Raw genomic sequence first — 25,265 nt, 5'->3', positions numbered from 1 at the left:
TTGGCTTGATTCGACCTCTGACTTGTGCAATGCTTGTGCTTTGGACACATCGACATTCGAAGACAAAGGCTGGCACCAATGATTACCGGGATACGCGTCATCAATTTTTTCTCCATGGTCGTCTTTGTGCTGTATTTTTTGCTGATGATTTTTCGACAGAGCGGTCATATCCCTGAACAAGTCGGGATGTTGGTGGCGTCGGGCTTGTGGATGGCCTGTCTGTTCTTTCCATGGCGGGCGCTGGGGCCGGATGGCACAATGAAATCAATCAAGTCTGCCTGGCGCTGGACTGTCGCTGGCCTGGTTGTGATAACACTGGCATGCCTAGCCAACATGCTCACTCAAGCGCAGAAGCTTGAGCTCATCATGGGCATGATCATCGTCTCCTTGCCTTTTGGCCTGAATGCCCTTGGTCTGTACTACCGCCAGCAGATACTGGACGATGACGTCGCAGAAAGGATAGAGCCTGGAGGCAGTATCACGCTGCCCGGGCAGCCATCTGGCCATGCTTCTGATTTTGAATTGCCGTTACACGATGACGAAAGTATCGCAGCGCCAGCCGTGACGCATCCAAGCAACACTACCGCTACCGCTCATTATGCACATTTTGAAGACGAAGATCTTCAGGACAATTCCAACTACCTGTTGAAACACTGGCGCGGCAATTTGCCGCTGGGTCTGGCATTTTGGGGCAACGGTATCTTGATCGGCAACGTGCTGGTGTCGGCCATCATGGCTGGCATCAAACAGATGACTGAGATGTCGGGCTCATCCTTGCCTGTGCTTTCCATGGTCAGCCTGCTGACGCTGGTACTGACCATGCTGGTCTGGTGCTGGTCGTTTACCGGCATCTGGCGCTCGGCCCGCAAGCATGCCCGTCGTGGTGGTTCCAGCGGCGCGGCGGTCGTGGCGCAATTGATTGTTGCCCTGAACGTGGTGTACATGGCATCCAATATAGTTAATTCAATCGCACCGCAAATGCGTGAATACTTCTTGATCGCCACTGGCAATGACGACATGAAGATCATAGAAATCAGTCACTCACCCAAAGGGGATTCCCTGTATTTAAAGGGCATACTTGGGACAGGAAGTGCCGATAAATTTGCTGCTGAACTCGCACAAACCAGTCAGGTCAGATTCATCGTATTGAATTCTGGTGGTGGCCGCCTGCTGGAAGCCGAGCGCATTGCCGATTTGGTCAGGCAAAGGCGACTCGATACCTATGTCGAAGGCCTGTGTGCCAGCGCCTGTACTTATGTGTTCCTGGCTGGCAAAGACCGTGCAGCAACCGTGAATGCAAAAATTGGCTTTCATCAACCCAGTTTCCCCGGCATGGATGCCGATGCCGTCAAGGGTGTCACCAAAACCATGCTGGACAAATATCGCGGTGCCGGTTTGCCAGAAGCTTTCTTGCAAAGAGTGGGCAACACCAGGGCCGAAGATATGTGGTTCCCCACCAGGGAAGAACTGATTGCCGCCAACGTGGTTACCCGTACTTCATTGGGTGGCGAAGCCAATGTCAGCGTATTTTCGACGATGACTTCAAAAGCAGAAATGGATCTGGCATTTCGCAGCGCCGCCATCTGGCGTGCCTATGATGCACGCTTCCCGGGTCTGGTCAATGAATTGAGCGAAACGATATGGCAGATGAAACTCAAAGGGGCAAACGACCTGGCTATGAGCAATGCCGCACGCTTGCGTCTGGCAAAGTCCTATAACGATTTGCTGAAAACCCTGGACGACAGCCTGCTGGATGAATTTGCAGACATCACTGTGGCACAAATGCAGGCGGCAAAAAAAATCAGCCCTGAAGCTTGCGCCAAGTTTTTAAGAACTGAACTGGATGTCAGAAATACCCTGCCGGCAGCATTGATGGAAAAAGAGAAAAACCTGACGATGCGGGCGCTGGTCGCGCCAGCGCGTACCAAAGTGATCAATATGGATTCGAAAGAATTCAAGAAAAGCATGATACCCCTGACGGCGCGCATGTTACCTCTACACCTGAAAGTCATCAGCCAGTTCCAGCAATATGCAGGCCAGCCAGAACTGCAATGTGATGCGATGATTTCGTTTTATCAAAATATCTCCAGCTTGCCAGCAAATGACCGCCACGTCGTACTGGCGGCGATCATGCAGGAAAATTGAAGAGATCGCGGTAGATCTAAGGATAATTCATCACGCCCTTAAATCGCCGTAGCGTGCAAAGTGCGTGCAAATGCACTAAGACTATCGTTCACCCAACATCAAGGTGGTGCACTTATTGCATTTTGAAAATCGCCATGCCCGGCAGGGTGCGATCAATCGCATCGTAGAAATCGTTGCGTCGCTCTATGCCACCGCATCAACAAAATTCAGCTCTATGCCATTACCTTCAGGGTCACTGAAAAACACTTGTTGCTGCGTGGGGAAACCGGCACTGGATTCGACCACGGCATGACGGTACACAATACCCGCCTGCTGTAATCTGGCCAGCATGCCTGGCAAATCATCGCAGCTAAATGCTACATGATCAAAGCCGGTTTTCAGTACAGTCTGGCGTACTTCACCAGGCCGGCTTTCTGACAGGTGCAGCACATCCTTGTCGCCTGCATACAGCCAGTAGCCAAAGCTTTTCAAGGGACGCGCGCCTACTTGCAGGCCGACATAGGCGATATAAAAATCCCTGAGTTTGTCAAGGGTTGCGCGGTCACCACGCAGGTTGTAATGATTGATTGCGATCGCTGCCATTTTATTTTAACCATCCACGTCGACGGAAATACCAGAAAGGTGTCACCGCAGATGCCAGCATCAGCGCCAGCGCAAACGGGTAACCCAGTTGCCAGTCCAATTCAGGGAACCAGCCTCGGAAATTCATGCCATAAATACTGGCAATCAGGGTCGGCGGCAGGAAGGCCACGCTGGCGACCGAGAATATCTTGATGATCTTGTTCTGATTAATGTTGATGAAACCAACGGTTGCATCCATCAGGAAGTTGATCTTGTCAAACAAGAAGGATGTGTGGCCATCGAGTGATTCAATATCGCGTAAAATCTGACGCGCCTCTTCGAACTGGTCGGCATTCAACAAACGCCCGCGCATCAAAAAGCTGACAGCACGGCGCGTATCCATCATATTGCGGCGTATGCGGCCATTCAAATCTTCTTCGACGGCAATCGAATTCAGCGCCGCTGCCGCATCCTGATCGCTGAAGTTTTTTTGCAGCACGCTACGACTCACATCTTCGAGGTTTTGATAGATACCTTCGAGTGCATCGGCTGAATACTCAGCATCGGTGGCATATAAATCCAGCAGCACGTCTTTATAATCGGCAATCGAGCCAGGACGCGAACGCGCACGCATGCGCACCAGGCGAAACACTGGCAAATCGATGGTATGTACAGAAAACAGAATATCGCGCGCGAGAATAAACGCGACCGTGATAGTGCGCGCCGGCTCATCGTCATCATCAATCAAAAAATCAGTGCGCAGGTGCAGGTCACCATTATCTGCTTCGTAATAGCGCGCAGATGCCTCAATATCCTTGACTTCGTCCTCACCCGGCAAGGTCACGCCATAGATGCTTTTCACCCATTCGCGCTCTTCCTCATTCGGGTCGGTCAGGTCACCCAGATAGGCAGGGTATTTTCCAGATCAGCGCGGTTTTCCACATTGATCTGGCTCAGGCGTCCATTGTGCAAAACAAAGACATTAATCATAAGCGAATTCCGGAAAAGCAGGGTTCAGGTCTGGCTGGATTGTAAACCTGTTTCGCGTGCAGAGCGGGAAGGTGCAGGGTTTTATTTTTACCGGCGCTTTTGGTGAACTTCCCATTTTCTCTGTATGTAAAAACCATCTACCTCAGATATCCAGCGCCAGATGCCATTTCATATCCGCTTCTTTCGCCTGCTCGAGCACGTTCTTATACTCTTGCAAGTCTTCCAGCACATCGTCTAATGCTGCCAGGTCATGCTGGCTATTGCGTATGGCTGCCATCAGGGCATCGATATAGGTAATGCCCGCTTCGGCGGTATGCCAGACATGCTCGCCAGATTCACCTTCTGGCAATTCTATGTCTTCCCCCAGCATGTCTTCCAGGTCGTCGATAGACTGGCCAACGAAAGATTCAAGTATGGGCAGGCCAGTGTGTTCACATATTGCATTGAGGTCTTCGATGGCATGGGCAACAGCCTTGCCATCGACGAAACTATCAAAATTCGCTTCATCGCTATCAAGCACGATGTAATAGGCGACACTCATGATTTCTCCCAAATAGAAATAAAAACTGCACGCGAAAAACGATGCTGAACCGCAGAAAAACAAACATAACTGACACTCATTTTATCAATACCTGCCCTGTCCTGCGCAAACTTTTAAAGCGCGCTACACTGCCCTTCACTGACTCGCAACATGGAAGAAACATAATGATAAAGATACGTGAAATTGATCACCTGGTATTGCGCGTGACTGATCTGGAAAAGATGCTGCGCTTCTACGTCGATGTGCTGGGTTGCCAGCCAGAGCGGCGGCAGGATGAAATCGGCTTGGTGCAGTTGCGTGCTGGCAGGTCGATGATAGACCTGGTACCGGTGACAGGCAAACTGGGCAGCATGGGAGGCGCGGCACCTGGCAAGGAAGGCCGCAATCTCGATCATCTTTGCTTGCGCGTGGAAGATTTTGATGCGGCTGGCATCAGTGCGCATTTGCATGCCCATGGCATTGTTGCCGGCGCAGTTCAGCAACGCTATGGTGCTGAGGGGGAAGGCCCTTCGATGTATATCAGTGATCCGGAAGACAATGTGGTGGAATTGAAGGGGCCGCCGGCCTAATGATGTGCGATATGTGCTTGGCCTGTTTTGAGCCACATTTCCCCTTATGTGGCTCAACTTCGGCAATATTGCAAAGACATCAGCCTATTTCTCTACCGCCTTTTCCAATTGCGGCAAACTCTGTATCACCTTGCCGTTATCATCCAGAAAATTCAGCATGGGTTTGCCATCCTGAGTAACAATCATCATGATGCGCGCCTTACCTTTGGCGTCAGCCATGATGATAGCCGATGACTGGCCACGTGTCTTGCCCACGAACAGGCGGTTGGTTTGCTGGCCGCCAGCATCTCTCCATTTCTTCAACAACGCATCCTTGTCTGGTCCGGCCGGGGCTTTTTCATAGGTTTCATACAGGCCATCGTAATCTTTTTGCAGACCACGGTCATAGATCTTGAGACCAGATTCCATGGTGCCACCACTTTCATAATGCCCCAGCGAAAGCTGCTGATCACCGCCAAACCTGTCCATGGAAAAATGCATGCCAGCGACGGGTTTGCCTTTATCATCCAGCTTGCCATCAAAAATGAAACCGCCATTTTCATCGCCGCTCGCATTATAGAAAATCATGCCTGGCCTTTGCGGACCACCACGTTCAACTTGCTTACCATTGGTAATGGGTTGCGGCAGACGCAGGTGATTGGCGATGACCATTTCATTCTTGCCTTCAGGCGTCACGATGTTGATGCGTTCGACATCTATTTCAGAAAATTTTCCACGGTTTTCAGTTGAAGCGGCAGCGCCAAGCAATAACACTGTCAGGCCAGCAGCACTGATGGCCAATCCTTGCTTGAGCAAACGGTTTTGACGGTTTAATTGATTGATGAGCTCTTGTTGTTGGTTCATGGTGTCTCCTTTTGTAGAATGAATATACCCGGTCACAATAGTCATTGTGACCGGGGTAGCCAGACATACACAGCATGGCAACAGCATGGTAAGTGAGGCGATTTTCAAGCGCCAGGCACACTGCGACCAGTGGCAGCCTGAAAGGTTTGAGTTGCATTTGCATGGTTTAAACGGGAGAGCTTCAATTAACCGTCACGCGTAGTACAATCACAGCCTGATTTTTAGTGGCCAATTCACTGACACGCATATGCAAAACAAAACCATAGGCCTGATAGGCGGTATAGGGTGGGCCTCCAGCGCCGAGTATTACCGCATGATCAATGAACTGATGGTAGAGCGCATGGGTATCGCGCACAGTGCGCGCATCATCCTGTCCAGCCTCAACCAATTTGACTTTACTTCGCGTGCTGCGCTGGCCAGCCCGCTGCTGATAGAAGATTTCCTGGTGGATGAGGTGGCACGTTTAAAGGCTGCGGGTGCCGATTTCTTTTTGCTGTGTGCCAATGGCGCGCATCGCTTTGTGCCTGCGATTTTGCCGCGCCTTGGTCTGCCACTGATCAGCATTATCGAAGCCTGCGCACAGAAAGTGGAAGCCGCACAAATCAGTCGCGTTGCCTTGTTGGGCGTGAAGCAAACCATGAGCGGACACTTTTACCATGACAGGCTGGCCGCAAGCGGCATCACAACGCTGACACCCACTGTCGCTGAGCAGAATGTTATCCATGACATCATCTATACCGAACTGATCCACAACCGCATGACAGCAAACAGTCGCCGCATCTTCGTCGACATCATAGAAAAGCTTGCGCAGGCTGGTGCAGAAGGCGTGATACTGGGGTGTACGGAAATACCGTTGCTGATCGACCAGCACCATGTCAGCATACCGGTCTTCAACACCAACGCCATTCATTGCGAAGCAGCGGTGGCTTTTGCATTTGACGATTCTGTCTGATCAGATGCCCTGACCGCCAGATACTTCTATACGCTGGGCATTGATCCAGCGATTGCTGTCTGACAGCAGGCTGGCGATCATGGGGCCGATATCATCTGGTACACCAGCTCGGCCCAGTGCCGTCATGTCGGCAAAGATTTTATTGACGTCAGGATTATCACGCACGGCACCACCACCAAAATCAGTTTCTATCGCGCCCGGAGCGACGGTATTAACGGCAATGCCACGACTGCCAAGTTCTTTCGCCATATACACGCTCAGCATTTCCACCGCTGCCTTCACTGCCGCATAGGCAGCGTAACCAGGATACGATACCCGTGTCAACCCAGTGGACAGGTTGACGATGCGACCACCATCAGCAATCAATGGCAGCAAGGCCTGCGTCAGAAAATAAACACCCTTGAAGTGCACATTGACCAGCCCGTCAAATTGCGCTTCTGTAGTTTGCGCGATCAGTGCATAGTCACCATGACCGGCATTGTTGACGAGGTGATCAAAGCTATCGCGCTGCCAGGTATCGCGCAAGACATTGCGTACACTGTCGGCAAACCCTGCAAAACTGGTACTGTTGCCAGTATCGAGTTGCAGGGCAACTGCCTTACGGCCCAGGGCTTCTATCTCGGCAACAACTGCCTGCGCTTCATCACTGCGGCGATGATAAGTGATGACGACGTCACCGCCCTGACGGGCAATGCTTAAGGCCGTGTTGCGGCCCAGACCGCGGCTGGCACCGGTAATGATGGTGATCTTGCTCATGCTGCTACTCCTGTTGTGTTAAGGGAAGCTCATGATAGCCAGCCAAGCCTTGATAAGCATTGCCAAAACCTCGCCATAGCTTGCCTGATCCTCCAGATTCATCAACACCATAAACGGCATAAGGTAAGATAAGGGCATGACTGATACCCTGCTCAATGCTGTTCGCCATTATGTGGAAAGCCATGCCGATACAAGCGGCGTCGCCCAGACACCTGTGCCTGGCCTGACGACGATACGTTCGACTACACCCAGCGGTCTGGTGCATGCAATTTCGCGGCCACTCGTGTGCCTGGTACTACAGGGCAGCAAGCAGGTGACAATGGGAGTTCAAAGCTTTAACTTCGATGCGGGTGATTCATTGCTGATTACGGGAGATGTCCCTACCATCAGTCAGGTCACGCGGGCGACAGTTTCATCACCTTACCTGTCACTTGTGCTGGACCTGGATACCACCATCATCACCGAACTGAGTGTGCAAATGCGTACTGCACCACTTGCCCAAAACAGCCAGGTACTGGCCGAACAGACCGATGCCGAAGTTGCGGATGCCGCCTTGCGGCTCATGCGCTTGCTGGATCATCCTGAAGCGGTACCGGTGCTGCATGCACAACTGGTGCGTGAACTGCATTACTGGCTATTGGCCGGCAGGCATGGTGCGGCCATACGGCGTCTGGGCTGGCAAGATGGTCATGCCCTGCGTGTGGGACGCGCAGTGGCCATTCTTCGCGCTGAATTTATGCAGCCGTTACCCATCAACAGACTGGCCGCCGCTGCGGGCATGAGTGCGTCTTCTTTTCATCATCACTTCCGCGCCCAGACTTCGCTGTCGCCACTGCAATTTCAAAAGCAGTTGCGCCTCATCGAAGCACGCCGGCTGATGATGGCAGAAGGCATGTCTGCCATCACCGCAGCATTTACTGTCGGCTATGAAAGCGCGCCGCAATTCACGCGTGAATATGGCCGCATGTTTGGCCTGTCACCTGCAAAAGATATCGATACCACCAAAAACAGGGAAGAAAACAGTAATTAAAATCTGGCAATCCTTGAACTGCAATACATCGCAACACTGAAGATTTTCGACTTTGCTGCGTACACGCTCCCATTCGCAGGCAAGGTACAATCACGGTTTCACCTGCGCACTTGCTCATGGCTACTTCCCTACCTTACGAGCTGCTTATCATCCCCATCGATCATTTACATGATCTGGCCAGTTCTGTCATACCTGCAACACTTGCTTATACACACGCCAGCAATGCTCTGCCCCCAGCCTTTGTCGCGGCACGTGCGCTGGCACAGATCGATGCTGGTGCATCCGCATATTGGTGCAGCACTTTTTACGTACTCAATACCGACAATGCACATATCGTCGGTAGTTGTGGTTTTAAATCAGCGCCGCAGGCTGGCTGTGTAGAAATAGGTTACGGCATTTCTGCCGAATGCAGAAAACTGGGGGCTGCCAGCGCAGCAGTGCAATACCTGCTGCAACTGGCCTTCGACGGCGGCGCAGAAGAAGTACTGGCCACAGTCAATCCCGACAATCTGGCATCAACCAGGGTGGTACAAAAACTGGGGTTTCTCAATTGCGGCACTTTTGTCGATGAACAGCAGGAACCCCTGGTGCATTGGGTGGCACACAGGCCTGCTCCAACGGTATAGGCTTGGTTCAAGCAGCCTCATCAAACAGCCTTAAAGCCAGCAAGCCATGCCCTACCGCAGCCCCGGCACGCAGGGAAGCAGCGATGAAAACGACTTCAGCAATTTCTTCCCGCGTGGCACCGGCCCTGGCGGCATTTTTGCTATGAACGTCTATGCAATAAGCGCATTGGGTGGTGAGTGCAACAGCAATAGAAATCAGTTCACGGGTTTTATCCGGTATCTGGCCGTCGTGTCGTTCTGCAGCTTTCTTCAACGCAAGAAAAGCCTGCGCTTCAGACGGCGCAAGGCGCACCAGTTCGGGCGCCAGTGCCAGGTCGGCCGGGGATTGATAAGTAGACATGCTGGTTTCTCCTGAAAATGAACACAACGCGACGGCGCTATGCATGATGAAGGAGGCTGGTAAAGGTAAAACAGGTTCGCTGGTCTGAACATATTTTTGGGCAAGAACCAGATGTCGACGCAAACGCCAGGCAAATCGCATCAAAAACCACAGTCTCTGTATTTCTGGAAAAATCTCAACCAAGTAATGCTACAATTTTAGGCAGCACTATCCTTAGCGAGGAGCAACTATGTTCACTTTTGGACGCGAACACGAAAAACGTTGCGACAGCAAGTATGTGCGCAATCCATCGCAAGTGGTGTTATTGCTCAATGTCATTGATGCCGTGCATGATTTGCTCGAAGACAAAGGGTCTGAAGATCATCTGGTGCATGCCTTGCGTGTGGCCATGACAGATGGCGGTGCGGGTGTGTGGGAAAATGCCGCCAAATGGCTGCGTCTGTCGTCAGGGGATTATCCGCAGGTATTGAAATTGTGGCCAGAGCTAGCGCAGCACCCCAAGGCAGATGTGCGCTTCAAGGTTGCCTGTTTTCTTGATGAAATGCCGCGTGGTATCTTTGCCGAACTTTCCAGTCAGTTGACACAGGATAAAAGCAGCAAGGTAGCAACGATGGCGAATGCGCGTATGGATGAACGTAATGAACGCAGCAGGTCTTAATGCATGCGCTACGTAGGCGTATACATGCCCAGGATGTACCCTGGCGTTACCATTTCTGTGAAGACACTTGCATAAAGTGCGCGGCGCACCCTGCAAAATCAATCCGGTATTTTTCTATTTCTTCCCGCCGTCTACAGCCTGTTCCATAATCTTCTGTTTCATTTGCTCTTCACTCATTTCGCCTGTTTTTTCTTTTTCTTGCGAGGCGACAGATTTTGGTGGCTCTATCCCTTTGGCGTCATTGAGCTTGAGCTTCTTCGTGGAGGGGTTCTTGTCGGTGCACAAGGTGTCTGAATAGACGGTCTTGCCATCGATCACGCAACGGCGTACGCCCTCAGCGGTGGTTGCGGCTTCACGCATGCCGCTGCCATTACTGGTACCGATGCCAGTGGCATTTTTCAAGTCTTTGGAAACGGCATTGGCAGTCGTAAAAAACGGTTGCAGAAATTCGGGTATGGGCAAGTGACCATTGCGCAGGTAATAAATGAAAGCCATGGCGATCACCGCTACCGACATGGAAACGAGGGAGACGACGATCAGGCTGAGTCCGCGCTGCTTTTGTTTGCTCATGGCAACTCCGAATTACCCATCCTTTGCAAGATGACTTCGCTGCGTCTTTGTAAATACCCGGAACCTGTATTTTTATCAAAATACCGCGGCTTTGGCAACATCACAGCCAGCCGCGCAGCCTGCGCCGCGCTCAGATTGGCAGCACTGGTGTGGAAGTAATGCTGGGCTGCTGCCTCTGCACCGAACACGCCAATACCCCATTCGACCACATTCAAATAAATTTCCAGTATGCGTTGTTTTTCCATGCAGGTTTCCAGCATATAGGTGATGATCAGTTCTTCACCTTTACGGATATAGCTGCGTTCACTGGACAAAAATAAATTCTTTGCCAGTTGCTGGGTGATGGTGGAACCACCAGATACTACTTTGCCCTTCTTCTGGTTTTTTTCGTAAGCCTTTTGCATGGCTTCCCAGTCAACGCCTTCATGATCGACGAAGCCATCGTCTTCAGATGCAATCACGGCGCGTTTCAGGTTATTTGAAATACGGTTATACGGCACCCATTTTTGCTGTAGCTTGAAGTCTGGCTTTTTTTCCTGTAACACATCTTGCTGATGGCGCATGAAGGCCGTGGAACTGGGATTGTGATCTACCCACCAGTAGATTTGTACAAAGAAGTATGCCTGCACCAGTATAAACAACAACAAGGGCACGAGCACCAGCCAGAACAATAAGCGGCGAAATAATTTCATGACCTGGCCTGCATGGCAACACGCATGTCTGCCAGCACAATGGTAGTTTGCGGGCGCACGCCGCGCCACAGTGCAAAGGCGGCAGCTGCCTGTTCAACCAGCATGCCGAGGCCGTCACGACACTGTGCGCCGTGTGAGCTTGCCAAACGCAAAAAGGCCGTAGGCTGTGCCGCATACATCATGTCATACGCCAAGGTCTGCGGACTGAACAAGGTTGGTGAAAAAGGCGGCACATCATCATGCAGGCTGGCCGAGGTGGCGTTGATGATGATATCGGCAGAGCCTTGCAAGTCTTCAAAACGGCAAGCTTGCAGGTCTATGCCATTGCTCATCTCCTGAGCCAGTGCCAGCAATTCCTGCGCACGGCTGACGGTACGGTTGGCGATCAGCAACTGCGCGGGCTGTTCTTGCAACAAGGGCAGCAAGGCCCCGCGAGCAGCACCACCTGCGCCCAGCAAGACCACGCGTTTGCCGCGCAGGCTATATCCGGCGTTATGAATAATATCTGTGACCAGACCGATACCGTCGGTGTTGTCACCCAGAATATTGCCATTGTCAAATTTCAAAGTGTTGACGGCTCCCGCAGCTTGCGCACGCGGCGTCAGTTCTGTCGCCAGAGTAAAGGCTTCGAGCTTGAATGGTACGGTCACATTCGCACCTTTGCCACCACTGGCAATAAAAGTCTGTACCGTGGCTACAAAACTGTCCAGCGGTGCCAGCAGGCGCTGATAATCAATTGCCTGCGCAGTCAATTCTGCAAAACGTGCATGAATGGCAGGTGATTTGCTATGCGCGATCGGGTTGCCGATGACGACATAGTTATCTGGCTGTGCTCTGGTAGTACTCAACCTTGCCCCCCGCGTAACTCGGTTTCCAGTTGCAGATCTCGGGTGAATTTGAAGCGTGTAATGACGACCCAGATATCATCCTTGTCGGTAGAACGCATGTTTTGCGGAAAGCGGCCAAACGGTGCAGCACGACGCACGATGCGCAAGGCAGCAGTATCCAGCGCCTTGTTACCAGATGATTTCTCTATCTGCGGGCCTCCTTCTTTTTCATAGATGGTGCCATCCTGAAAAATGGGTATATACACGACCAGCTCACCATACAATTTCTTGCCGTCTTTTTGCGGGAAATTCAGCGTGCCCATATCTTCTATGCGCTTTTGCATGGCCTTGTAATAAATCGCATAGCCCGCCTTTTGCGTGCTTGGCGTGATATAGGTTTTGCGCGGGCGCTTGTTCTGGTCTTCTATGGTCTGCGAGATTTCCGCAGCCATGCGCGCCACGGCTTGCGAGGTGTCGATCTGGTCTGTACCGGTAGTCGGCTTGCGGCTGTCATCCAGTGGCTTTTTTTCTTGCTGCGGCAGACGGAATAATTCCTTGCGTTTGGCCTGGTCTATCAATTGCTGTTGCTGCTGTTCCAGTTCGGCGATGCGGCGCGTCGTGGTATTGGCGCTATCTCCATCTTCGGTCTTACGCATGTCTGGCAACGGCGATTTGCTGCGCCCGCTGTCGTGTGCACCACCGCCATCCAGATCAGCCTGGGCAATCGCATCGGCTTTCAGGGGTTTCTTGTCGTGCTTGGAATTAACCAGGATAATTTCGAGGTCAGGGTCGGCTGGTTTGTTTTCTACCGGTTTGGGTGCCACAAAGTGAAGCAGTAACAACACCGCATGGATCACCAGTGAAATGATGATGGCGACGCTAAAGATCAGCCTGTCAAAGGTGGATTTCACTTTATGCTCATACTGCTCCTGTACAGATGAAGCAGGTGCAGCCGCAGTAAAGGCGGCTGGCGGGTTGGCGGCAGTTGCCCCGGCAGGAGTTGCCGGGGGAGTTGATGCATTGACTGTATTTGCTGCACTCGACACATTCACAGCAGGCGCAGGCGAGCGGGCTGACGCCTGTGTCTTTGGCGCAGCCTGCTTTGGTTTGGCCGGTTTATTGGTCTGACTTTTCATTAATCTGCTTTGGACTCTTCGTCCTTTGGTTGTTCTGCGCTTGCTTCAGCTTCTATTGCTGAAACATCGTCTGCAACTTCTTCACTTACTGCATCACCGGTGCTGGCCTCATCTGCTTCAGCGGTCTCAGTGTTTTCAGACTCAGCTAGAGTTTCTTCTTCCATCTCTTCGTCTTCATCCAGTTCGGTCACTGTGGATAACAACTCCAGCAAACGTGCCTCAACAGTCAGGTCAATCTCATCCCAGCGCAAGATATCCAGACGCACTTGCGCACCACGTGCCATCTGCGGCATGCCCGGCAGACGGATGATGAGCGGAATTTCAACCAGACGCAAGACTTCGTCCTTCAATACCACAGCTTCGACCTGACGGCTCTCGTTCTGGTCCAGCCAGCGCAGGCACCAGTAACGTTCCATATTGTTTTGGAAATCGGCATAGGCGGCATAGGCCGCGTCGAAACCGGACACAATGGCGAACAGATCAGCGTCCCTGGGTTTGAACGGCGCCACCAGCGGCGCCGTCACGCCATGCTGGACACAGGCGATGATTTGCCACTGATTGACCAGGTCGGTATAGCGACGCAGTGGCGAAGTGCTCCATGCATACTGATCCACTCCCAGGCCCTGATGCGGTGCTGCATGGGTCAACATGCGTACCTGCATACGGGCGGTCCAGCCACCGGGCCCACGGCCACCGGCCACACCCTGGGCCCGATAAATACCAGGAATGCCATGGTCAGCCATGAGTTTGCCCCAGGTGCTGTTGGCAAAGATCATCAGTTCAGCAACGATCTTGTCCAACGGCGCACCACGTTTGCGGCGGACAATGGACACGACATCATCTTCAACATAAAAGTTGAAATCGACGCGGTTATTCTGTTCCGGCTTCATGCCAAAGCTTTCGCGTTTGACCATGCGGCCCTGTTCCAGTACCTGCGCCCATTTCCACAACAGCGCGATATCGGCCTTGTGTGGATATTCACCAGCATCATTGGCCAGGTTTTCTTCGGTCACCAGGGTATCAAGATCGTTATGACGCAGATTGCTGGCCATGGGTACGGCTTCAACCCTGGTTTCAGTACTGATGACAGACCAGTCTTCGGTATTCAAAGTTGCATACAACGACAATGCAGGACGGGTCTGGCCGGCACCCAGCGTAAAGGCTTCGACCAGCTCATCAGGCAGCATGGTGATCTTGTCGCCTGGCATATAGACGGTGGACATGCGGCCACGGGCGATCTGGTCGAGTGCATCACCACGTTGTATGCCTAAAGCTGGTGCAGCGATATGTATACCAACGCGCAATTGGCCGTTGCCGATATCGACGACAGAAAACGCATCATCAATTTCAGTGGTCGTGACATCATCAATCGAAAACGCCTGCACATCGGCCACTGGCAAATCTGTCGGCAAAGCTGGTACGGTAATGGCCGGGAAACCTACGCCCTTGGGAAAATGCTCGTAATGAAATTTTGCCAGATGCAGATGCTTGGGGCTGGCAATGCCGCCCGCCGCCAGCATCAGTCTTTGCGGCGACATTTGCATGACATCACAGGCTTCGGCCAGGGCCTTGTATTCGATACTGTTTTTGTCAGGCTTGAACAAGAGCTGCAAAGCCAGCGGTTTCATGCTGTCTGGCAGGTGGTTTTGTTTGAGTTCTTCGACATAAGCCGCCTGCACCAGTGCCTGCTGCTTTTTCTTTTCTATACCGGCCAGCGCTGCTTTCAGCGAAGCCTCAGGAGCAGCTTTGTAGCGGCCACGGCCCTTTTTGTAAAAATAAACCGGGGCATTATGCAATGCGAAGATCAGGCCTGCGGCTTCCACAGGCTGGGGCGCATGGCCGAAGTATTCAGTGCCCAGCTCAGCAAAACCAAATTCTTCCTGCCCGGCGACTTCCCACAAAAATTCCAGGTCTATCTCTGCCGCGGCGGCTTTGGCCTGCTCGATCAGGCTGACTGGATCAGGTGAAGCAAATTGCAGCAGCACGTCCTTGGCCTTGATCTTGTTGCGCTTGCCACTGGCCATCTCGACCTGATACGCCTCGCCAGCCTGCGACATGATGCTGCCAGCCTTGAAATCACCGGATTCTTCAAAAAATAAATTCATTCAATACTTCTTTTATGTTTAAGACCAAAAAGTTCAATACAGAGCCACAGAGAAAACGGCAGAAAAGCTTCTTTGTTTTTTTATTTACCCTGCTTTTTCTCTGCCCTTGGTTGAGGCGTTGATTGTTTCTATAGTGACTTTGCTTGTCAGGCAAAATCCGTCATTCTTCTTAATTCACGTTTCTATTGGCCCCTTCAAGGGGACAGTATTTTCAATATTCCGGCTTGCGTTTTGGCTATCTCATTTTGCCACGAACGCCGCTGGATTCCTGCCTTCGCAGGAATGACGATTTTAAGATTGCAGCTTCATAGGCATAAGGCCTGTCATTTTGCGCCTCTCTCAAACTTTTCCAAACTTTCTCAAGCTTTCTCAATCATTATCAGTCTCTCTTTGCCACTCTGTGCCTCTGAGCCTTTGTGTTGAGAGATCTTAAGGTTTCGCATCTACACTAACCGTAACCCTTCAACGCCAGGCAAAAATACTTCCGTCACCTGCAAACATCCACCTTTGCGCCAGAACAAAGAACGGCGGGCCAGCATGCTGACTACGTCCGCCAGGTCTGGCTGCCTTGCCACGATACGACGTATCAACGGATGACTGTGACGCAGACGGGCGTACGACAAATCACCACGGCGTACCAGCGGATCGTTAAACAGCGTACTACCCAGGGATTTTTCACCCAGCGCATGAAACAACGGCCATTCATTGGCCGTTGCGGTCAAGGGTACAACGGTATGCCCGTACACCATCGCAATGCCATCGCAACGCAAGAACACTTCGCGTTCATGCACCTTGACAGCCTGCGTCAAACCGATTGCCGCATATTCATCACGCAGGCACATCGCCTTGTGCTGCGACAGGCGCTGCACGCGAAACTGTCCGCAACGGGCAACCAGCCTGGCGGTCAGTGAATCGCGGTTGGTCAGCCAGTCTTGCATGACCGGTGTCGCCTGGACGGCATTCACGTGATCAAACCAGTGCGCAACCCTTGGCCGCTGTATCTGCGCATTGCGTAATACCTCAGGCGCTGCTTTCAACTTGTCCTGCATTATTCGTCTTCACCATCACAAAATGCCAATACCTGATCGACATAATCGGCAAATTCACTGATGCCATGATCACTGCCTTCAATGACCAACTGTTTTGCGCGTGGGTAATGAGTGACCATTTCGCGCCAGTCCAGCACTTCATCACCAGTAGCCGCCAGCAGGAAATAACGGTCGGGGCTGCTGATCGTGTCGATGGCATAGGCTCGCAATTCGTTCACGTATTCTGCCTTGAATTCAAACACTTCCTGGCTATGGAAATAGGTCGTCACGCCGACATAGCTTTCCAGGTCACGCGGTGGCTTGACAGCAGGGTTCAGCAACACGGCCTTGCAGCCATATTTTTCTGCCAGCCAGGTGGCGTAATACCCGCCAAGGGATGAGCCGATGATGCTGATATCCTTTGCAGCATGCCCGGCGAGCAAGGCCTCTGCCTGTTGCATGGCCAGCAGCGGTGATGGTGACAGTGCCGGACAGGCGATCTCATCTGCGCGGCCAAGCGCCTGCATGCGGGCCAGCATGACGCGTGCCTTGTATGAATCAGGCGAAGAACGAAAGCCGTGCAGATATAAAATCATGCTGCCCTGGCCTCATGCGTTTTAGCTTGTGCACGGCTGTGCAGGGCATCCAGCAGTTTTTGATGAACGCCACCAAAGCCGCCATTGCTCATTACCAGCACATGGTCGCCAGGCTGCGCTTGCGCGACAATGGCATCTACCAGCTCAGTAATCTTGCTGTGGCATGACACTTTATTGCCCAGTGGTGCCAGTGCTTCGCCCAGATCCCAACCAAGGGAATCCTTACCTTCAGCAGCACCAAAACCAAATACCAGATCAGCCAGTTCCAGGCTGCCCGGCAAGGCCTGCTTCATGGTGCCCAGTTTCATGGTATTGGAACGCGGCTCAAGCACGGCCAGAATGCGGGCGCTGCCAACCTTGTGGCGCAAACCTGCAACCGTCGTAGCGACAGCGGTCGGGTGATGGGCAAAATCGTCGATGACGGTGATCTCATCGGCAATGCCGCGTATTTCCATGCGGCGCTTGACGCTGACGAACTGGCCCAGTGCTTCTATGGCGATATCCGGCGTCACCCCGACATGGCGCGCAGCGGCAATGGCAGCCAGCGCATTCTGGCGGTTGTGCTCGCCATTGAGGTTCCAGTGCACAGTGCCCAGTAGCTTGTCATTGAAGATCACGTCAAAATCTTCGCCATCTTTCAATTCCAGGCGCCAGGCCTGTTGATGACCAAAGAATTCTTTTTCACTCCAGCAACCGCGTTTGAGTACACGCTCCAGCGAGGCATTGTCACCATTGACTATCAGGCGACCAACGCCAGGGACGGTACGCACCAGGTGATGAAACTGGGTTTCTATCGCTGCTACATCAGGGAAGATGTCGGCATGGTCATATTCAAGATTATTCAGCACAGCCGTCTTGGCATGGTAATGCACAAACTTGCTGCGCTTATCGAAGAAAGCAGTATCGTATTCATCCGCCTCTATGACAAAAAAGTCAGACGCATGACTGCCCCACAAACGGGCTGAGATACCAAAATTGAGTGGCACGCCACCGATCAAGAAGCCCGGTGCATAACCGGCGTATTCCAGAATCCAGGCCAGCATTGCCGAAGTAGTGGTCTTGCCATGTGTACCTGCCACGGCCAGCACCCATTTGTCATGCAGGATATGGTCGCCCATCCATTGCGGGCCAGACACATATGGCAGGCCACGGTTCAATATCTCTTCCATCAGCGGGTTGCCACGGGAAACCACATTGCCGATGACATACAAATCCGGTTCCAGCGCAATCTGTTCAGCACCAAAGCCCTGCGTCAAGGTAATGCCCTGGGCTTCGAGCTGGGTACTCATGGGTGGATAGACATTGGCATCGCAACCCGTCACGGTATGTCCTGCTTCTTTTGCCAATACCGCCAGACCACCCATGAAAGTGCCGCAGATACCTAATATATGAATATGCATAATTGAACCAAATTCCAGAATCCCGCAATTCTACCTGAGAGCGGCCATAGTAAGCAGTGTTCTTAAAACCTCTCAACACAGGGACACGGAGCCACAGAGGTTCACAGAGAAAATCAAAACATATCAAAAATGCCAAGCCTTTATAGTTTTTGCCTTTCTCTTGTATTTCTCAGTGCCTCCTTGGTCGAGTGGGGGGGCGTGCAGCATGCCGCGCGCCTGCAGAATGAGAGTTGCCTGCAGGCAGCTCTTCCCTACTCTGTGTTGAGGGGTCTTGTGTATTCAGTTATGATGACCGTATGATGATCCATACACCCACTGAAGCCGAAAGCCTGCGCGCAGAAATCGCAGCGCTGGCGGCCCGCATGATTGCCGAAGACGGCGCTGATTATGCCTCTGCCAAGCGCAAGGCGGCCAAGCAATTGCTGGGCAACCAGAAGATCAAGGGCGATGTCTTGCCTGACAATGCCCAGATCGAGCAGGAAGTACGCGAATACAATGAATTGTTTTTCGGCGATACCCAGCCTCAGCGTCTATTGCAATTACGCCAACTTGCAGTTGAGCTGATGGAAGAACTTGACCGCTTCCACCCCTACCTCGTCGGCGCTGTGCTTAATGGCACGGCGAGCAACCATTCTGATATTTACCTGCACCTGTTTGCCGACAATACCAAGGACGTTGCCATCTACCTGCTGAACAAGGATGTGCAGTTCGAAGTGTCGGAAAGTTTCAATAACCGCAATGATCGCATAGAGACCCTGAGCTTCATGCACAAGAACGAGGGTGTACACCTGGTCTTGCACGACCAGGACGACATCCGCAGCGGCCACGGCAAAAGTACGGAAAGAGCCAATATCCATGCCTTGCGGGCATTGATGGCAGAAGATGAAGCGGGCCTGGCGGGGGAATGATCCCGCTGAGGCTTGGCGGGATTGCCTGGCCAGCGCTATGCAATCCTGCAAACCCCTACTACTTCCAAATTCTTACAAAGCCGCTGCCCGCATGCGGGCGATGCGTTCTGCCGCTGGTGGATGCGTGCTGCTGTAATTCAAGCTGGCCCGCAACCACGGGGGTATCTTGCTGCCAGCGCCGCGTTGGTTCTGCATGGTTTCCAGCGCATCTGCGAGGTGGGACGGCGATATATTTAGTTGTATCAGTCGTTCTATCGCATAGATATCGGCTTCGATTTCCATTTCACGTGAATATTCGCGGTTCAGTATCGCGGTTGGTGCCAGTGCGACGACCGAGCTGAAATCACCAAACAGGGTGCCGGCAATGACCGTTATCATGGCGTCGCGGCTCAGGCGGCGCATGGCATGGTTTTTTTGCACATGGCCAATTTCGTGTGCCAGTACGCCAGACAATTCATCGGCCAGATAGCCTTCCAGATCATTTCCACCGTAACCAACAATCATGTCTATCAGTTGATCGGTGACCACTACTGTACCACCAGGCAAGGCGAAGGCATTGGCACCTATTCTGGGTGCGTAGCGCACTTCCAGATGGATGGGTACGCGCGCATCTTTGGGGCGCAGACGACGCAGCAATTGTTCAGCCCGGGCGATTTTCTGATCACTTAACTTGCTGGGTTCCATGAATGACTTGTCAATCGCGGTCATCAATTCCGCGCCCAGTACCCTTTCATAACTGACGGGCAGTCTTTCGGCCACGATGTCTGCCAGCACCGGCACACCCCATTGGTAAGCGGCAAACAGCATACCACTCATGACCATGATGGCCAGCAAGGCAGCCAGCCATTTTTTTTGCCAGCGTTGTACCCAGGAAGGCTGATGGTTCAACCATGCCAGCAAGCTTTGTTTGTGTGCTGCATCATGTACTTCACAATGGCTGCCATCAGCAAAATTCAATACGCAAGGAGCATGCATGAAGACCTCATCAACATGCAATTCCTGTCTGGAAAAATGCTTGCTCACGCCCTCACCATTGAGGGTAATAAAAGTGTCTTGCAAATCCAGCCAGATCATATGCAACCGGCCCTGCTGATGATCAAAATAATTCGCGGAAATCATATCGTCGCCTTAGTTTCATTCACCAGGATAAATCAAAACCAAACAGATCCGCCGAGCCATCGCCTACTGCCTGGCCGCGCTGCGGAACATTGTTTGCCAGTGCCACATCAAGCTGATCAGCTTGCAAGCTGATATGCGCCAGACGAAATTGATAGACATTGACAACCGCAAATGGCCGGTACAAACCCAGGCTTAGCAAGGTCAGCACCAGATTTTTTGTTTGCAGGCGTAGATAGGCAAAATAAGGGATGGAAGAATGAATTTGTACGCCGTGAAACGACGTCGCGTTCCATGATTTATTCCAGACTTTTGCTTGCAAAAAACAGCTGCAGATTAAAAATATCAGATAAGCGACCACCACCATGGCCACCGTAGCCAAGACCATCAGCCAGGCATAATCATCCATGTAATGCCTGTACGTGTTCGGGTTAAACAATTTGATGGAATACATGGAAACCATACTCACGATCACCACCAGAGTGATAAAACCGACCAGTGCCAGGGCTGCTGCAAAATAGGCCCAGCCAAAGGCACTGCCGGTCAATGAACAACGCGATTCCAGCTTGCCGTAATAAAAGTTACCATGCTGATAAATGCGCATGCGGGCATGCAACCATGGCCAGGCCAGGTAAGTCAGAAAAGCCAGACCGATATACACTTTTTGCAGGGGATACAGTACCCCCATCAGACCTGGCAAGAGAAAGACAACGGCAACCGGCAAATAGGTTTGATACGACTCGATCAGTGTGCCATTAAAATCAAAACGCAAGCCACGGTAGCTGGTATTACGCAGGCGAAATTGCATGGCGCTGCGCATCATGAAGGGAATGCCGAGCAGGAAGATGATAAACAGCACCAGCGCCACCGCCTTCGACAATGTAAACAGGTAGTGATAGCAAAACAGCAGCAACACTGCCAGCACACGACCACGCAAGATGGTTTTCGGGTTGCCGTGGAAATTAAATACGGCACCATCAAGCTGGGTATTGCAGTCAAAATACTGCAAACGCCTGACCTTGGCCCAGGCTGAATAAATCCCCAGCGTCGCCAGACTCAGGCAGAGATTGACTATCCATATCTTGAAATATTCACGGCCATTGCCAGTAAAAGTGATTTCATGCCGGGTCTGCGGCTGCGCCTCAATCTGAACCAGATCCTTGATCAGGGAGAGATCACCCACGACGAATGGTGCTTCTGTCGCCGATTCATCAATCACCAGCGGTACCTGCCATAGATCAGCTTTGTCTGTGCTTGTTTGCATGCCGGGATGTCTTTAACTATTATTAAATCAACAATTCACAATTACTATGACCCAGCAAAATAACATAGGGTTTGCTGTTTTTGTAAATTTTTGTGAAATTGACGATGATCCAGTAACGGATATCCATGGCAGGAAGGAAGAAAATAAACCTATCTGCACGCGCGACCGCCCCTGCGAATTAAGAACAAGCCCCGCGCACCAACTCAGCCGCCACCAGGTCAGCAAATATGCCGGATTTTTCACCAGCACAAACCGGCAAGCTGCGCTACTATCCTGAGCCTGAATACAAGCTTGTGAAAGAATCGTGTATGAACAAGAAATTTATCGTACTGGCCGTCGCGCTGGGACTACTCTCTGCCGGTCTGGGTGTCTATTTCGCCAGTCGTCAGGTCGTGCCTGTCAACACGGCAGTTAATGCATCCCCTGCTGCACCGGCATCTGCCGCCACTACCCCAGAAGGCAAGGCCGTAGCACAATTAATGGCGCAGCAGTTAAAGGATAGTGACGGCAAAGTACAGGCGATGTCGCAATGGCAGGGTAAATTGCTGGTAGTTAATTTCTGGGCAACCTGGTGCGGCCCTTGTGTGCAGGAAATGCCTGAACTGTCGGCCCTGCAAACCGAATTCAAGGGCAAGGCTGTCCAGATATTGGGTATGGGCATAGATAGCCCTGGCAATATTGCTGATTTTGCAAAAAAATACCAGATCAGTTACCCCTTGTTCGTGGCCGGCATGGAAGGCAGCGAATTGTCGCGTCAACTGGGTAATCAGCAAGGTGGATTGCCTTTTACACTATTGATAAGCGCAGATGGTAAGCTGCTGAAAAATTATCTGGGCCGCCTGAAGATGGAAGAATTACGCGCTGACATCACCAAATTTTCTCTCGAAAAATAAGTGGGCCTACGGTTTTCCTTGCCAATCTGCATGCATTAGCAGCAAAATGCGGCCATCTTCGTGAAATTGAATTCTGACTATGGCAAGCAAACTGCTGCTGTTGAATGGCCCGAATCTGAACCTGCTGGGTACGCGTGAACCTGCCACCTATGGTGCCGCCACGTTGACGCAGATAGAACTGGCTGGCGTAGCACAGGCACAGGCAGCAGGGGCTGAGCTGACTTTTTTCCAGAGCAATTATGAAGGTGCAATAATTGATCGCATTCATGCTGCCCGTAATGAGCAAGTCGATGCTATCATCATCAACCCGGGCGGACTGACACATACCAGCGTCGCCTTAAGGGACGCTTTGGCCGCAGTTGCCATCCCGTTTATCGAGGTGCATATCTCGAACGTGCATCAAAGAGAAGCCTTCAGACATCATTCTTATTTGTCTGCCATTGCCAGGGGCGTGATCTGTGGCCTTGGTATAGAAGGTTACCGTCTGGCGATTGACTTTTCTCTCAAAAATATTTAAATTCTTGCATCTTCGCGCAATTTGGCGATAATGGCAGCTTATTTCGTATATAATCCATCCTTCGGCGGCATTATGAGAACGAAAAACTGTTCAATTTTGCGCGCCTCCGATAATTCAGAAGCACTTTTCCAAGGGGATTCCACATGGATTTAAGAAAACTTAAAACCCTGATTGACCTGGTAGCAGAATCAGATATCGCTGAACTGGAAGTTACAGAAGGCGAAGGCAAGGTTCGCATCGTCAAATCTTCCGCAATGCCACAAAATCAAGTTGTCATGATGCAACCGCAGCATCAGATGATGCCTGCTGCAGCTGCACCAGTCGCTGCCGCACCGGTTGCTGCTGCACCTGTCGTGCCAGACGGCCACATCGTCAAATCCCCTATGGTTGGTACTTTCTACCGCTCTTCTGCCCCAGGCGCTGCACCTTTTGCTGACATCGGCAAAAGCGTCAATACTGGCGACACTCTGTGCATTATCGAAGCGATGAAACTGCTGAATGAAATCGAAAGCGATTTTTCAGGCACGATCAAACAAATTCTGGTTGAAAATGGTCAGCCTGTCGAATACGGTCAGCCCCTGTTCGTGATTGGCTAATCCAGGCGCGCGTGTCGTCTGTCGCTGCCCTGGTCCGATGATCTGTATCGAGGCACCAGCGCGATTTTACGGCTACGCAATTGCAACCATTGCCACAGAAAAGTTAAATCATGTTTGAAAAAATTCTTATCGCCAACCGTGGTGAAATTGCGCTACGCATACAGCGCGCCTGCCGCGAGATGGGTATCAAAACCGTCGTCGTGCATTCTGAAGCCGACCGCGAAGCAAAATATGTGAAGCTCGCCGATGAATCTGTTTGCATAGGCCCTGCTCCATCAAATTTGAGTTACCTGAGCATGCCAGCCATCATCAGCGCCGCTGAAGTGACGGATGCCCAGGCGATTCACCCAGGCTATGGCTTTTTATCTGAAAATGCCGACTTTGCCGAACGCGTAGAACAATCCGGTTTCGTCTTCATCGGCCCGCGTGCAGAATCCATCCGCCTGATGGGCGACAAGGTATCTGCCAAGCATGCCATGATCAAGGCTGGCGTACCTTGCGTACCTGGTTCTGAGGGTGCCTTGCCGGACGACCCCAAGGCCATCGTGCAAATTGCCCGCAAGGTCGGTTATCCGGTCATCATCAAGGCGGCTGGCGGTGGCGGTGGCCGCGGCATGCGTGTCGTGCATACCGAAGCGGCACTGCTCAATGCAGTCACCATGACCAAGACCGAAGCGGGTGCAGCCTTTGGCAACCCCGAAGTGTATATGGAAAAGTTTCTGGAAAACCCGCGTCACGTGGAAATCCAGATCCTGGCCGACCAGCATGGCAGCGCCATCTGGCTCGGCGAGCGTGATTGCTCCATGCAACGCCGCCATCAAAAAGTCATCGAAGAAGCACCGGCACCTGGCATCCCCCGCAAGGTCATTGAGAAAATTGGCGACCGCTGTGCAGCTGCCTGCCGCAAGATCAATTATCGTGGTGCAGGCACGTTTGAATTCCTGTACGAAAACGGTGAATTCTATTTCATAGAAATGAACACCCGCGTGCAGGTTGAACATCCCGTGACAGAAATGATTACCGGTGTCGACATCGTGCAGGAACAGATACGTATTGCCTTTAATGAAAAGCTGCGTTACAAGCAAACCGATATCATGCTCAAGGGCCACGCCATTGAATGTCGTATCAATGCGGAAGACCCGTTCAAGTTCACGCCTTCACCAGGCCGCATCGCTTCATGGCATGCACCAGGTGGCCCTGGCATACGTGTCGATTCGCATGCCTATGCTGGTTATTTCGTGCCGCCAAATTATGATTCGATGATAGGCAAGGTTATTGCTTATGGTGAAACCCGTGAACAGGCCATACGCCGCATGCAGATCGCCTTGTCAGAGATGGTGGTTGAAGGCATACAGACCAATATCCCGCTGCACCGCGAACTGATGATCGATGCCCGCTTCATTGAAGGTGGTACGAATATCCATTATCTGGAACACAAGCTGGCGGATATGCCGGAATTGTCAAAGAAAAACAATTAAGCCTTTAGATCTCTCAAAGGAAATCGAGGGAGTTGATCTGTAGACTGGTTATTATTTCGTAGGTGGGGCCAGGTTTCATCAGCCCAACCTGAGTGAAGCAAATGTAAAAAGAAGCACAGAGAAAACAC

27 protein-coding genes and 1 pseudogene are annotated in these 25,265 nt (G+C 51.9%); 12 read left to right on the top strand and 16 right to left on the bottom strand.

The features are described from left to right. The first annotated feature begins 78 nt into the window (after window positions 1–78). Complete coding sequence (locus ACO0LH_RS08900) at window positions 79–2,145, top strand: hypothetical protein (RefSeq protein WP_422940718.1); 2,067 nt, start codon at window positions 79–81, stop codon at window positions 2,143–2,145. 183 nt (window positions 2,146–2,328) lie between these two features. Here ACO0LH_RS08900 and ACO0LH_RS08895 read toward each other — a convergent pair whose 3' ends face one another. The 3 genes and pseudogenes from ACO0LH_RS08895 to ACO0LH_RS08885 form a co-directional block, all read right to left on the bottom strand. Continuing rightward, entirely contained in the window at window positions 2,329–2,727 is a 399-nt protein-coding gene (locus tag ACO0LH_RS08895; protein WP_422940717.1) for a VOC family protein, read from the bottom strand. A 1-nt stretch (window position 2,728) separates the two neighbouring features. Beyond that, window positions 2,729–3,696, bottom strand: a pseudogene (gene corA, locus ACO0LH_RS08890) (magnesium/cobalt transporter CorA). A gap of 142 nt (window positions 3,697–3,838) precedes the next feature. Next, window positions 3,839–4,237 (bottom strand): hypothetical protein, encoded by a 399-nt coding sequence (locus ACO0LH_RS08885; protein ID WP_422940716.1) that lies wholly within the window; start codon window positions 4,235–4,237, stop codon window positions 3,839–3,841. A gap of 164 nt (window positions 4,238–4,401) precedes the next feature. On the opposite strand from ACO0LH_RS08885, the gene ACO0LH_RS08880 reads away from it, so the two are divergent. Further along, entirely contained in the window at window positions 4,402–4,806 is a 405-nt protein-coding gene (locus tag ACO0LH_RS08880; protein ID WP_422940715.1) for a VOC family protein, read from the top strand. An 84-nt stretch (window positions 4,807–4,890) separates the two neighbouring features. Here ACO0LH_RS08880 and ACO0LH_RS08875 read toward each other — a convergent pair whose 3' ends face one another. Beyond that, entirely contained in the window at window positions 4,891–5,649 is a 759-nt protein-coding gene (locus ACO0LH_RS08875; RefSeq protein ID WP_422940714.1) for a hypothetical protein, read from the bottom strand. A gap of 247 nt (window positions 5,650–5,896) precedes the next feature. Here ACO0LH_RS08875 and ACO0LH_RS08870 point away from each other — a divergent pair, with 247 nt between their 5' ends. Beyond that, window positions 5,897–6,601, top strand: a complete 705-nt coding sequence (locus ACO0LH_RS08870; RefSeq protein ID WP_422940713.1) for an aspartate/glutamate racemase family protein — start codon at window positions 5,897–5,899, stop codon at window positions 6,599–6,601. Here the strand turns inward: ACO0LH_RS08870 and ACO0LH_RS08865 are convergent, their stop codons facing one another. Then, the gene (locus ACO0LH_RS08865) at window positions 6,602–7,357 is read right to left on the bottom strand and encodes an SDR family NAD(P)-dependent oxidoreductase (protein ID WP_422940712.1); all 756 of its coding nucleotides are present in this window, start codon (window positions 7,355–7,357) and stop codon (window positions 6,602–6,604) included. Between the two features lie 136 nt (window positions 7,358–7,493). Between ACO0LH_RS08865 and ACO0LH_RS08860 the strand changes: the two genes are divergently transcribed. Beyond that, window positions 7,494–8,387, top strand: coding sequence for an AraC family transcriptional regulator N-terminal domain-containing protein (locus tag ACO0LH_RS08860; protein ID WP_422940711.1), 894 nt, complete (start codon window positions 7,494–7,496; stop codon window positions 8,385–8,387). A gap of 116 nt (window positions 8,388–8,503) precedes the next feature. Continuing rightward, the gene (locus ACO0LH_RS08855) at window positions 8,504–9,013 is read left to right on the top strand and encodes a GNAT family N-acetyltransferase (protein WP_422940710.1); all 510 of its coding nucleotides are present in this window, start codon (window positions 8,504–8,506) and stop codon (window positions 9,011–9,013) included. A gap of 7 nt (window positions 9,014–9,020) precedes the next feature. Here ACO0LH_RS08855 and ACO0LH_RS08850 read toward each other — a convergent pair whose 3' ends face one another. Further along, entirely contained in the window at window positions 9,021–9,353 is a 333-nt protein-coding gene (locus tag ACO0LH_RS08850; RefSeq protein WP_422940709.1) for a carboxymuconolactone decarboxylase family protein, read from the bottom strand. Between the two features lie 229 nt (window positions 9,354–9,582). Between ACO0LH_RS08850 and ACO0LH_RS08845 the strand changes: the two genes are divergently transcribed. Then, window positions 9,583–10,011, top strand: a complete 429-nt coding sequence (locus tag ACO0LH_RS08845; RefSeq protein WP_422940708.1) for a hypothetical protein — start codon at window positions 9,583–9,585, stop codon at window positions 10,009–10,011. A 114-nt stretch (window positions 10,012–10,125) separates the two neighbouring features. Here the strand turns inward: ACO0LH_RS08845 and ACO0LH_RS08840 are convergent, their stop codons facing one another. From ACO0LH_RS08840 to mpl, 8 genes are all read right to left on the bottom strand, one after another. Then, window positions 10,126–10,581, bottom strand: coding sequence for a hypothetical protein (locus ACO0LH_RS08840; RefSeq protein WP_422940707.1), 456 nt, complete (start codon window positions 10,579–10,581; stop codon window positions 10,126–10,128). Next, on the bottom strand, window positions 10,578–11,273 hold the full coding sequence (gene mtgA, locus ACO0LH_RS08835) for a monofunctional biosynthetic peptidoglycan transglycosylase (protein WP_422940706.1): 696 nt from the start codon (window positions 11,271–11,273) through the stop codon (window positions 10,578–10,580). Before mtgA ends, ACO0LH_RS08840 begins: the two co-directional genes overlap by 4 nt. Continuing rightward, window positions 11,270–12,121: a shikimate dehydrogenase gene (gene aroE / locus ACO0LH_RS08830; protein ID WP_422940705.1), complete on the bottom strand. Its 852-nt coding sequence runs from the start codon at window positions 12,119–12,121 to the stop codon at window positions 11,270–11,272. Before aroE ends, mtgA begins: the two co-directional genes overlap by 4 nt. Continuing rightward, complete coding sequence (locus ACO0LH_RS08825) at window positions 12,118–13,011, bottom strand: TonB family protein (RefSeq protein ID WP_422941164.1); 894 nt, start codon at window positions 13,009–13,011, stop codon at window positions 12,118–12,120. Before ACO0LH_RS08825 ends, aroE begins: the two co-directional genes overlap by 4 nt. A gap of 224 nt (window positions 13,012–13,235) precedes the next feature. Then, entirely contained in the window at window positions 13,236–15,341 is a 2,106-nt protein-coding gene (locus tag ACO0LH_RS08820) for a ribonuclease catalytic domain-containing protein (protein ID WP_422940704.1), read from the bottom strand. 443 nt (window positions 15,342–15,784) lie between these two features. After that, on the bottom strand, window positions 15,785–16,390 hold the full coding sequence (locus ACO0LH_RS08815; protein ID WP_422940703.1) for a chorismate--pyruvate lyase family protein: 606 nt from the start codon (window positions 16,388–16,390) through the stop codon (window positions 15,785–15,787). Continuing rightward, window positions 16,390–16,965, bottom strand: a complete 576-nt coding sequence (locus ACO0LH_RS08810) for a YqiA/YcfP family alpha/beta fold hydrolase (RefSeq protein WP_422940702.1) — start codon at window positions 16,963–16,965, stop codon at window positions 16,390–16,392. Before ACO0LH_RS08810 ends, ACO0LH_RS08815 begins: the two co-directional genes overlap by 1 nt. Next, window positions 16,962–18,365 carry a UDP-N-acetylmuramate:L-alanyl-gamma-D-glutamyl-meso-diaminopimelate ligase gene (mpl, locus tag ACO0LH_RS08805; protein WP_422940701.1) on the bottom strand — a complete coding sequence of 468 codons (1,404 nt, stop codon included), beginning with the start codon at window positions 18,363–18,365 and terminating at the stop codon, window positions 16,962–16,964. Before mpl ends, ACO0LH_RS08810 begins: the two co-directional genes overlap by 4 nt. A 296-nt stretch (window positions 18,366–18,661) precedes the next feature. On the opposite strand from mpl, the gene ACO0LH_RS08800 reads away from it, so the two are divergent. Beyond that, a complete protein-coding gene (locus ACO0LH_RS08800) occupies window positions 18,662–19,273 on the top strand; it encodes a hypothetical protein (RefSeq protein WP_422940700.1) in 612 nt (203 codons plus the stop codon). Between the two features lie 72 nt (window positions 19,274–19,345). On the opposite strand, the gene ACO0LH_RS08795 is transcribed toward ACO0LH_RS08800, so the two are convergent. Further along, window positions 19,346–20,392 carry a M48 family metallopeptidase gene (locus ACO0LH_RS08795; protein WP_422940699.1) on the bottom strand — a complete coding sequence of 349 codons (1,047 nt, stop codon included), beginning with the start codon at window positions 20,390–20,392 and terminating at the stop codon, window positions 19,346–19,348. A gap of 19 nt (window positions 20,393–20,411) precedes the next feature. Next, window positions 20,412–21,653, bottom strand: a complete 1,242-nt coding sequence (locus ACO0LH_RS08790; RefSeq protein WP_422940698.1) for a YjgN family protein — start codon at window positions 21,651–21,653, stop codon at window positions 20,412–20,414. A gap of 46 nt (window positions 21,654–21,699) precedes the next feature. Here ACO0LH_RS08790 and ACO0LH_RS08785 point away from each other — a divergent pair, with 46 nt between their 5' ends. The 5 genes from ACO0LH_RS08785 (at window position 21,700) to accC (ending at window position 25,137) form a co-directional block, all read left to right on the top strand. Beyond that, the gene (locus tag ACO0LH_RS08785; RefSeq protein ID WP_422940697.1) at window positions 21,700–21,930 is read left to right on the top strand and encodes a hypothetical protein; all 231 of its coding nucleotides are present in this window, start codon (window positions 21,700–21,702) and stop codon (window positions 21,928–21,930) included. A gap of 31 nt (window positions 21,931–21,961) precedes the next feature. Further along, on the top strand, window positions 21,962–22,546 hold the full coding sequence (locus tag ACO0LH_RS08780) for a TlpA disulfide reductase family protein (RefSeq protein WP_422940696.1): 585 nt from the start codon (window positions 21,962–21,964) through the stop codon (window positions 22,544–22,546). Window positions 22,547–22,625: 79 nt separating this feature from the next. Then, window positions 22,626–23,063 (top strand): type II 3-dehydroquinate dehydratase, encoded by a 438-nt coding sequence (aroQ, locus tag ACO0LH_RS08775; protein WP_422940695.1) that lies wholly within the window; start codon window positions 22,626–22,628, stop codon window positions 23,061–23,063. Between the two features lie 143 nt (window positions 23,064–23,206). After that, the gene (gene accB, locus ACO0LH_RS08770) at window positions 23,207–23,659 is read left to right on the top strand and encodes an acetyl-CoA carboxylase biotin carboxyl carrier protein (protein ID WP_422940694.1); all 453 of its coding nucleotides are present in this window, start codon (window positions 23,207–23,209) and stop codon (window positions 23,657–23,659) included. Window positions 23,660–23,769: 110 nt separating this feature from the next. After that, window positions 23,770–25,137, top strand: coding sequence for an acetyl-CoA carboxylase biotin carboxylase subunit (gene accC / locus ACO0LH_RS08765; protein ID WP_422940693.1), 1,368 nt, complete (start codon window positions 23,770–23,772; stop codon window positions 25,135–25,137). Window positions 25,138–25,265 lie beyond the last annotated feature (128 nt).

This window comes from Undibacterium sp. TJN19, from assembly GCF_049339485.1.
Taxonomy (GTDB): domain Bacteria; phylum Pseudomonadota; class Gammaproteobacteria; order Burkholderiales; family Burkholderiaceae_D; genus Undibacterium.
The sequence above is the reverse complement of the archived record's forward strand: the minus strand, read 5'-3'. Positions and strand labels throughout refer to the sequence as shown.

What these genes read in the sequence shown, in the direction of transcription:
- ACO0LH_RS08900 (WP_422940718.1), top strand. Translation starts at nt 79, where the DNA reads ATGATTACCGGGATACGCGTCATCAATTTTTTCTCCATGGTCGTCTTT.
- ACO0LH_RS08895 (WP_422940717.1), bottom strand. Translation starts at nt 2,727, where the DNA reads ATGGCAGCGATCGCAATCAATCATTACAACCTGCGTGGTGACCGCGCA.
- ACO0LH_RS08885 (WP_422940716.1), bottom strand. Translation starts at nt 4,237, where the DNA reads ATGAGTGTCGCCTATTACATCGTGCTTGATAGCGATGAAGCGAATTTT.
- ACO0LH_RS08880 (WP_422940715.1), top strand. Translation starts at nt 4,402, where the DNA reads ATGATAAAGATACGTGAAATTGATCACCTGGTATTGCGCGTGACTGAT.
- ACO0LH_RS08875 (WP_422940714.1), bottom strand. Translation starts at nt 5,649, where the DNA reads ATGAACCAACAACAAGAGCTCATCAATCAATTAAACCGTCAAAACCGT.
- ACO0LH_RS08870 (WP_422940713.1), top strand. Translation starts at nt 5,897, where the DNA reads ATGCAAAACAAAACCATAGGCCTGATAGGCGGTATAGGGTGGGCCTCC.
- ACO0LH_RS08865 (WP_422940712.1), bottom strand. Translation starts at nt 7,357, where the DNA reads ATGAGCAAGATCACCATCATTACCGGTGCCAGCCGCGGTCTGGGCCGC.
- ACO0LH_RS08860 (WP_422940711.1), top strand. Translation starts at nt 7,494, where the DNA reads ATGACTGATACCCTGCTCAATGCTGTTCGCCATTATGTGGAAAGCCAT.
- ACO0LH_RS08855 (WP_422940710.1), top strand. Translation starts at nt 8,504, where the DNA reads ATGGCTACTTCCCTACCTTACGAGCTGCTTATCATCCCCATCGATCAT.
- ACO0LH_RS08850 (WP_422940709.1), bottom strand. Translation starts at nt 9,353, where the DNA reads ATGTCTACTTATCAATCCCCGGCCGACCTGGCACTGGCGCCCGAACTG.
- ACO0LH_RS08845 (WP_422940708.1), top strand. Translation starts at nt 9,583, where the DNA reads ATGTTCACTTTTGGACGCGAACACGAAAAACGTTGCGACAGCAAGTAT.
- ACO0LH_RS08840 (WP_422940707.1), bottom strand. Translation starts at nt 10,581, where the DNA reads ATGAGCAAACAAAAGCAGCGCGGACTCAGCCTGATCGTCGTCTCCCTC.
- mtgA (WP_422940706.1), bottom strand. Translation starts at nt 11,273, where the DNA reads ATGAAATTATTTCGCCGCTTATTGTTCTGGCTGGTGCTCGTGCCCTTG.
- ACO0LH_RS08820 (WP_422940704.1), bottom strand. Translation starts at nt 15,341, where the DNA reads ATGAATTTATTTTTTGAAGAATCCGGTGATTTCAAGGCTGGCAGCATC.
- ACO0LH_RS08815 (WP_422940703.1), bottom strand. Translation starts at nt 16,390, where the DNA reads ATGCAGGACAAGTTGAAAGCAGCGCCTGAGGTATTACGCAATGCGCAG.
- ACO0LH_RS08810 (WP_422940702.1), bottom strand. Translation starts at nt 16,965, where the DNA reads ATGATTTTATATCTGCACGGCTTTCGTTCTTCGCCTGATTCATACAAG.
- mpl (WP_422940701.1), bottom strand. Translation starts at nt 18,365, where the DNA reads ATGCATATTCATATATTAGGTATCTGCGGCACTTTCATGGGTGGTCTG.
- ACO0LH_RS08800 (WP_422940700.1), top strand. Translation starts at nt 18,662, where the DNA reads ATGATGATCCATACACCCACTGAAGCCGAAAGCCTGCGCGCAGAAATC.
- ACO0LH_RS08795 (WP_422940699.1), bottom strand. Translation starts at nt 20,392, where the DNA reads ATGATTTCCGCGAATTATTTTGATCATCAGCAGGGCCGGTTGCATATG.
- ACO0LH_RS08790 (WP_422940698.1), bottom strand. Translation starts at nt 21,653, where the DNA reads ATGCAAACAAGCACAGACAAAGCTGATCTATGGCAGGTACCGCTGGTG.
- ACO0LH_RS08785 (WP_422940697.1), top strand. Translation starts at nt 21,700, where the DNA reads ATGACCCAGCAAAATAACATAGGGTTTGCTGTTTTTGTAAATTTTTGT.
- ACO0LH_RS08780 (WP_422940696.1), top strand. Translation starts at nt 21,962, where the DNA reads ATGAACAAGAAATTTATCGTACTGGCCGTCGCGCTGGGACTACTCTCT.
- aroQ (WP_422940695.1), top strand. Translation starts at nt 22,626, where the DNA reads ATGGCAAGCAAACTGCTGCTGTTGAATGGCCCGAATCTGAACCTGCTG.
- accB (WP_422940694.1), top strand. Translation starts at nt 23,207, where the DNA reads ATGGATTTAAGAAAACTTAAAACCCTGATTGACCTGGTAGCAGAATCA.
- accC (WP_422940693.1), top strand. Translation starts at nt 23,770, where the DNA reads ATGTTTGAAAAAATTCTTATCGCCAACCGTGGTGAAATTGCGCTACGC.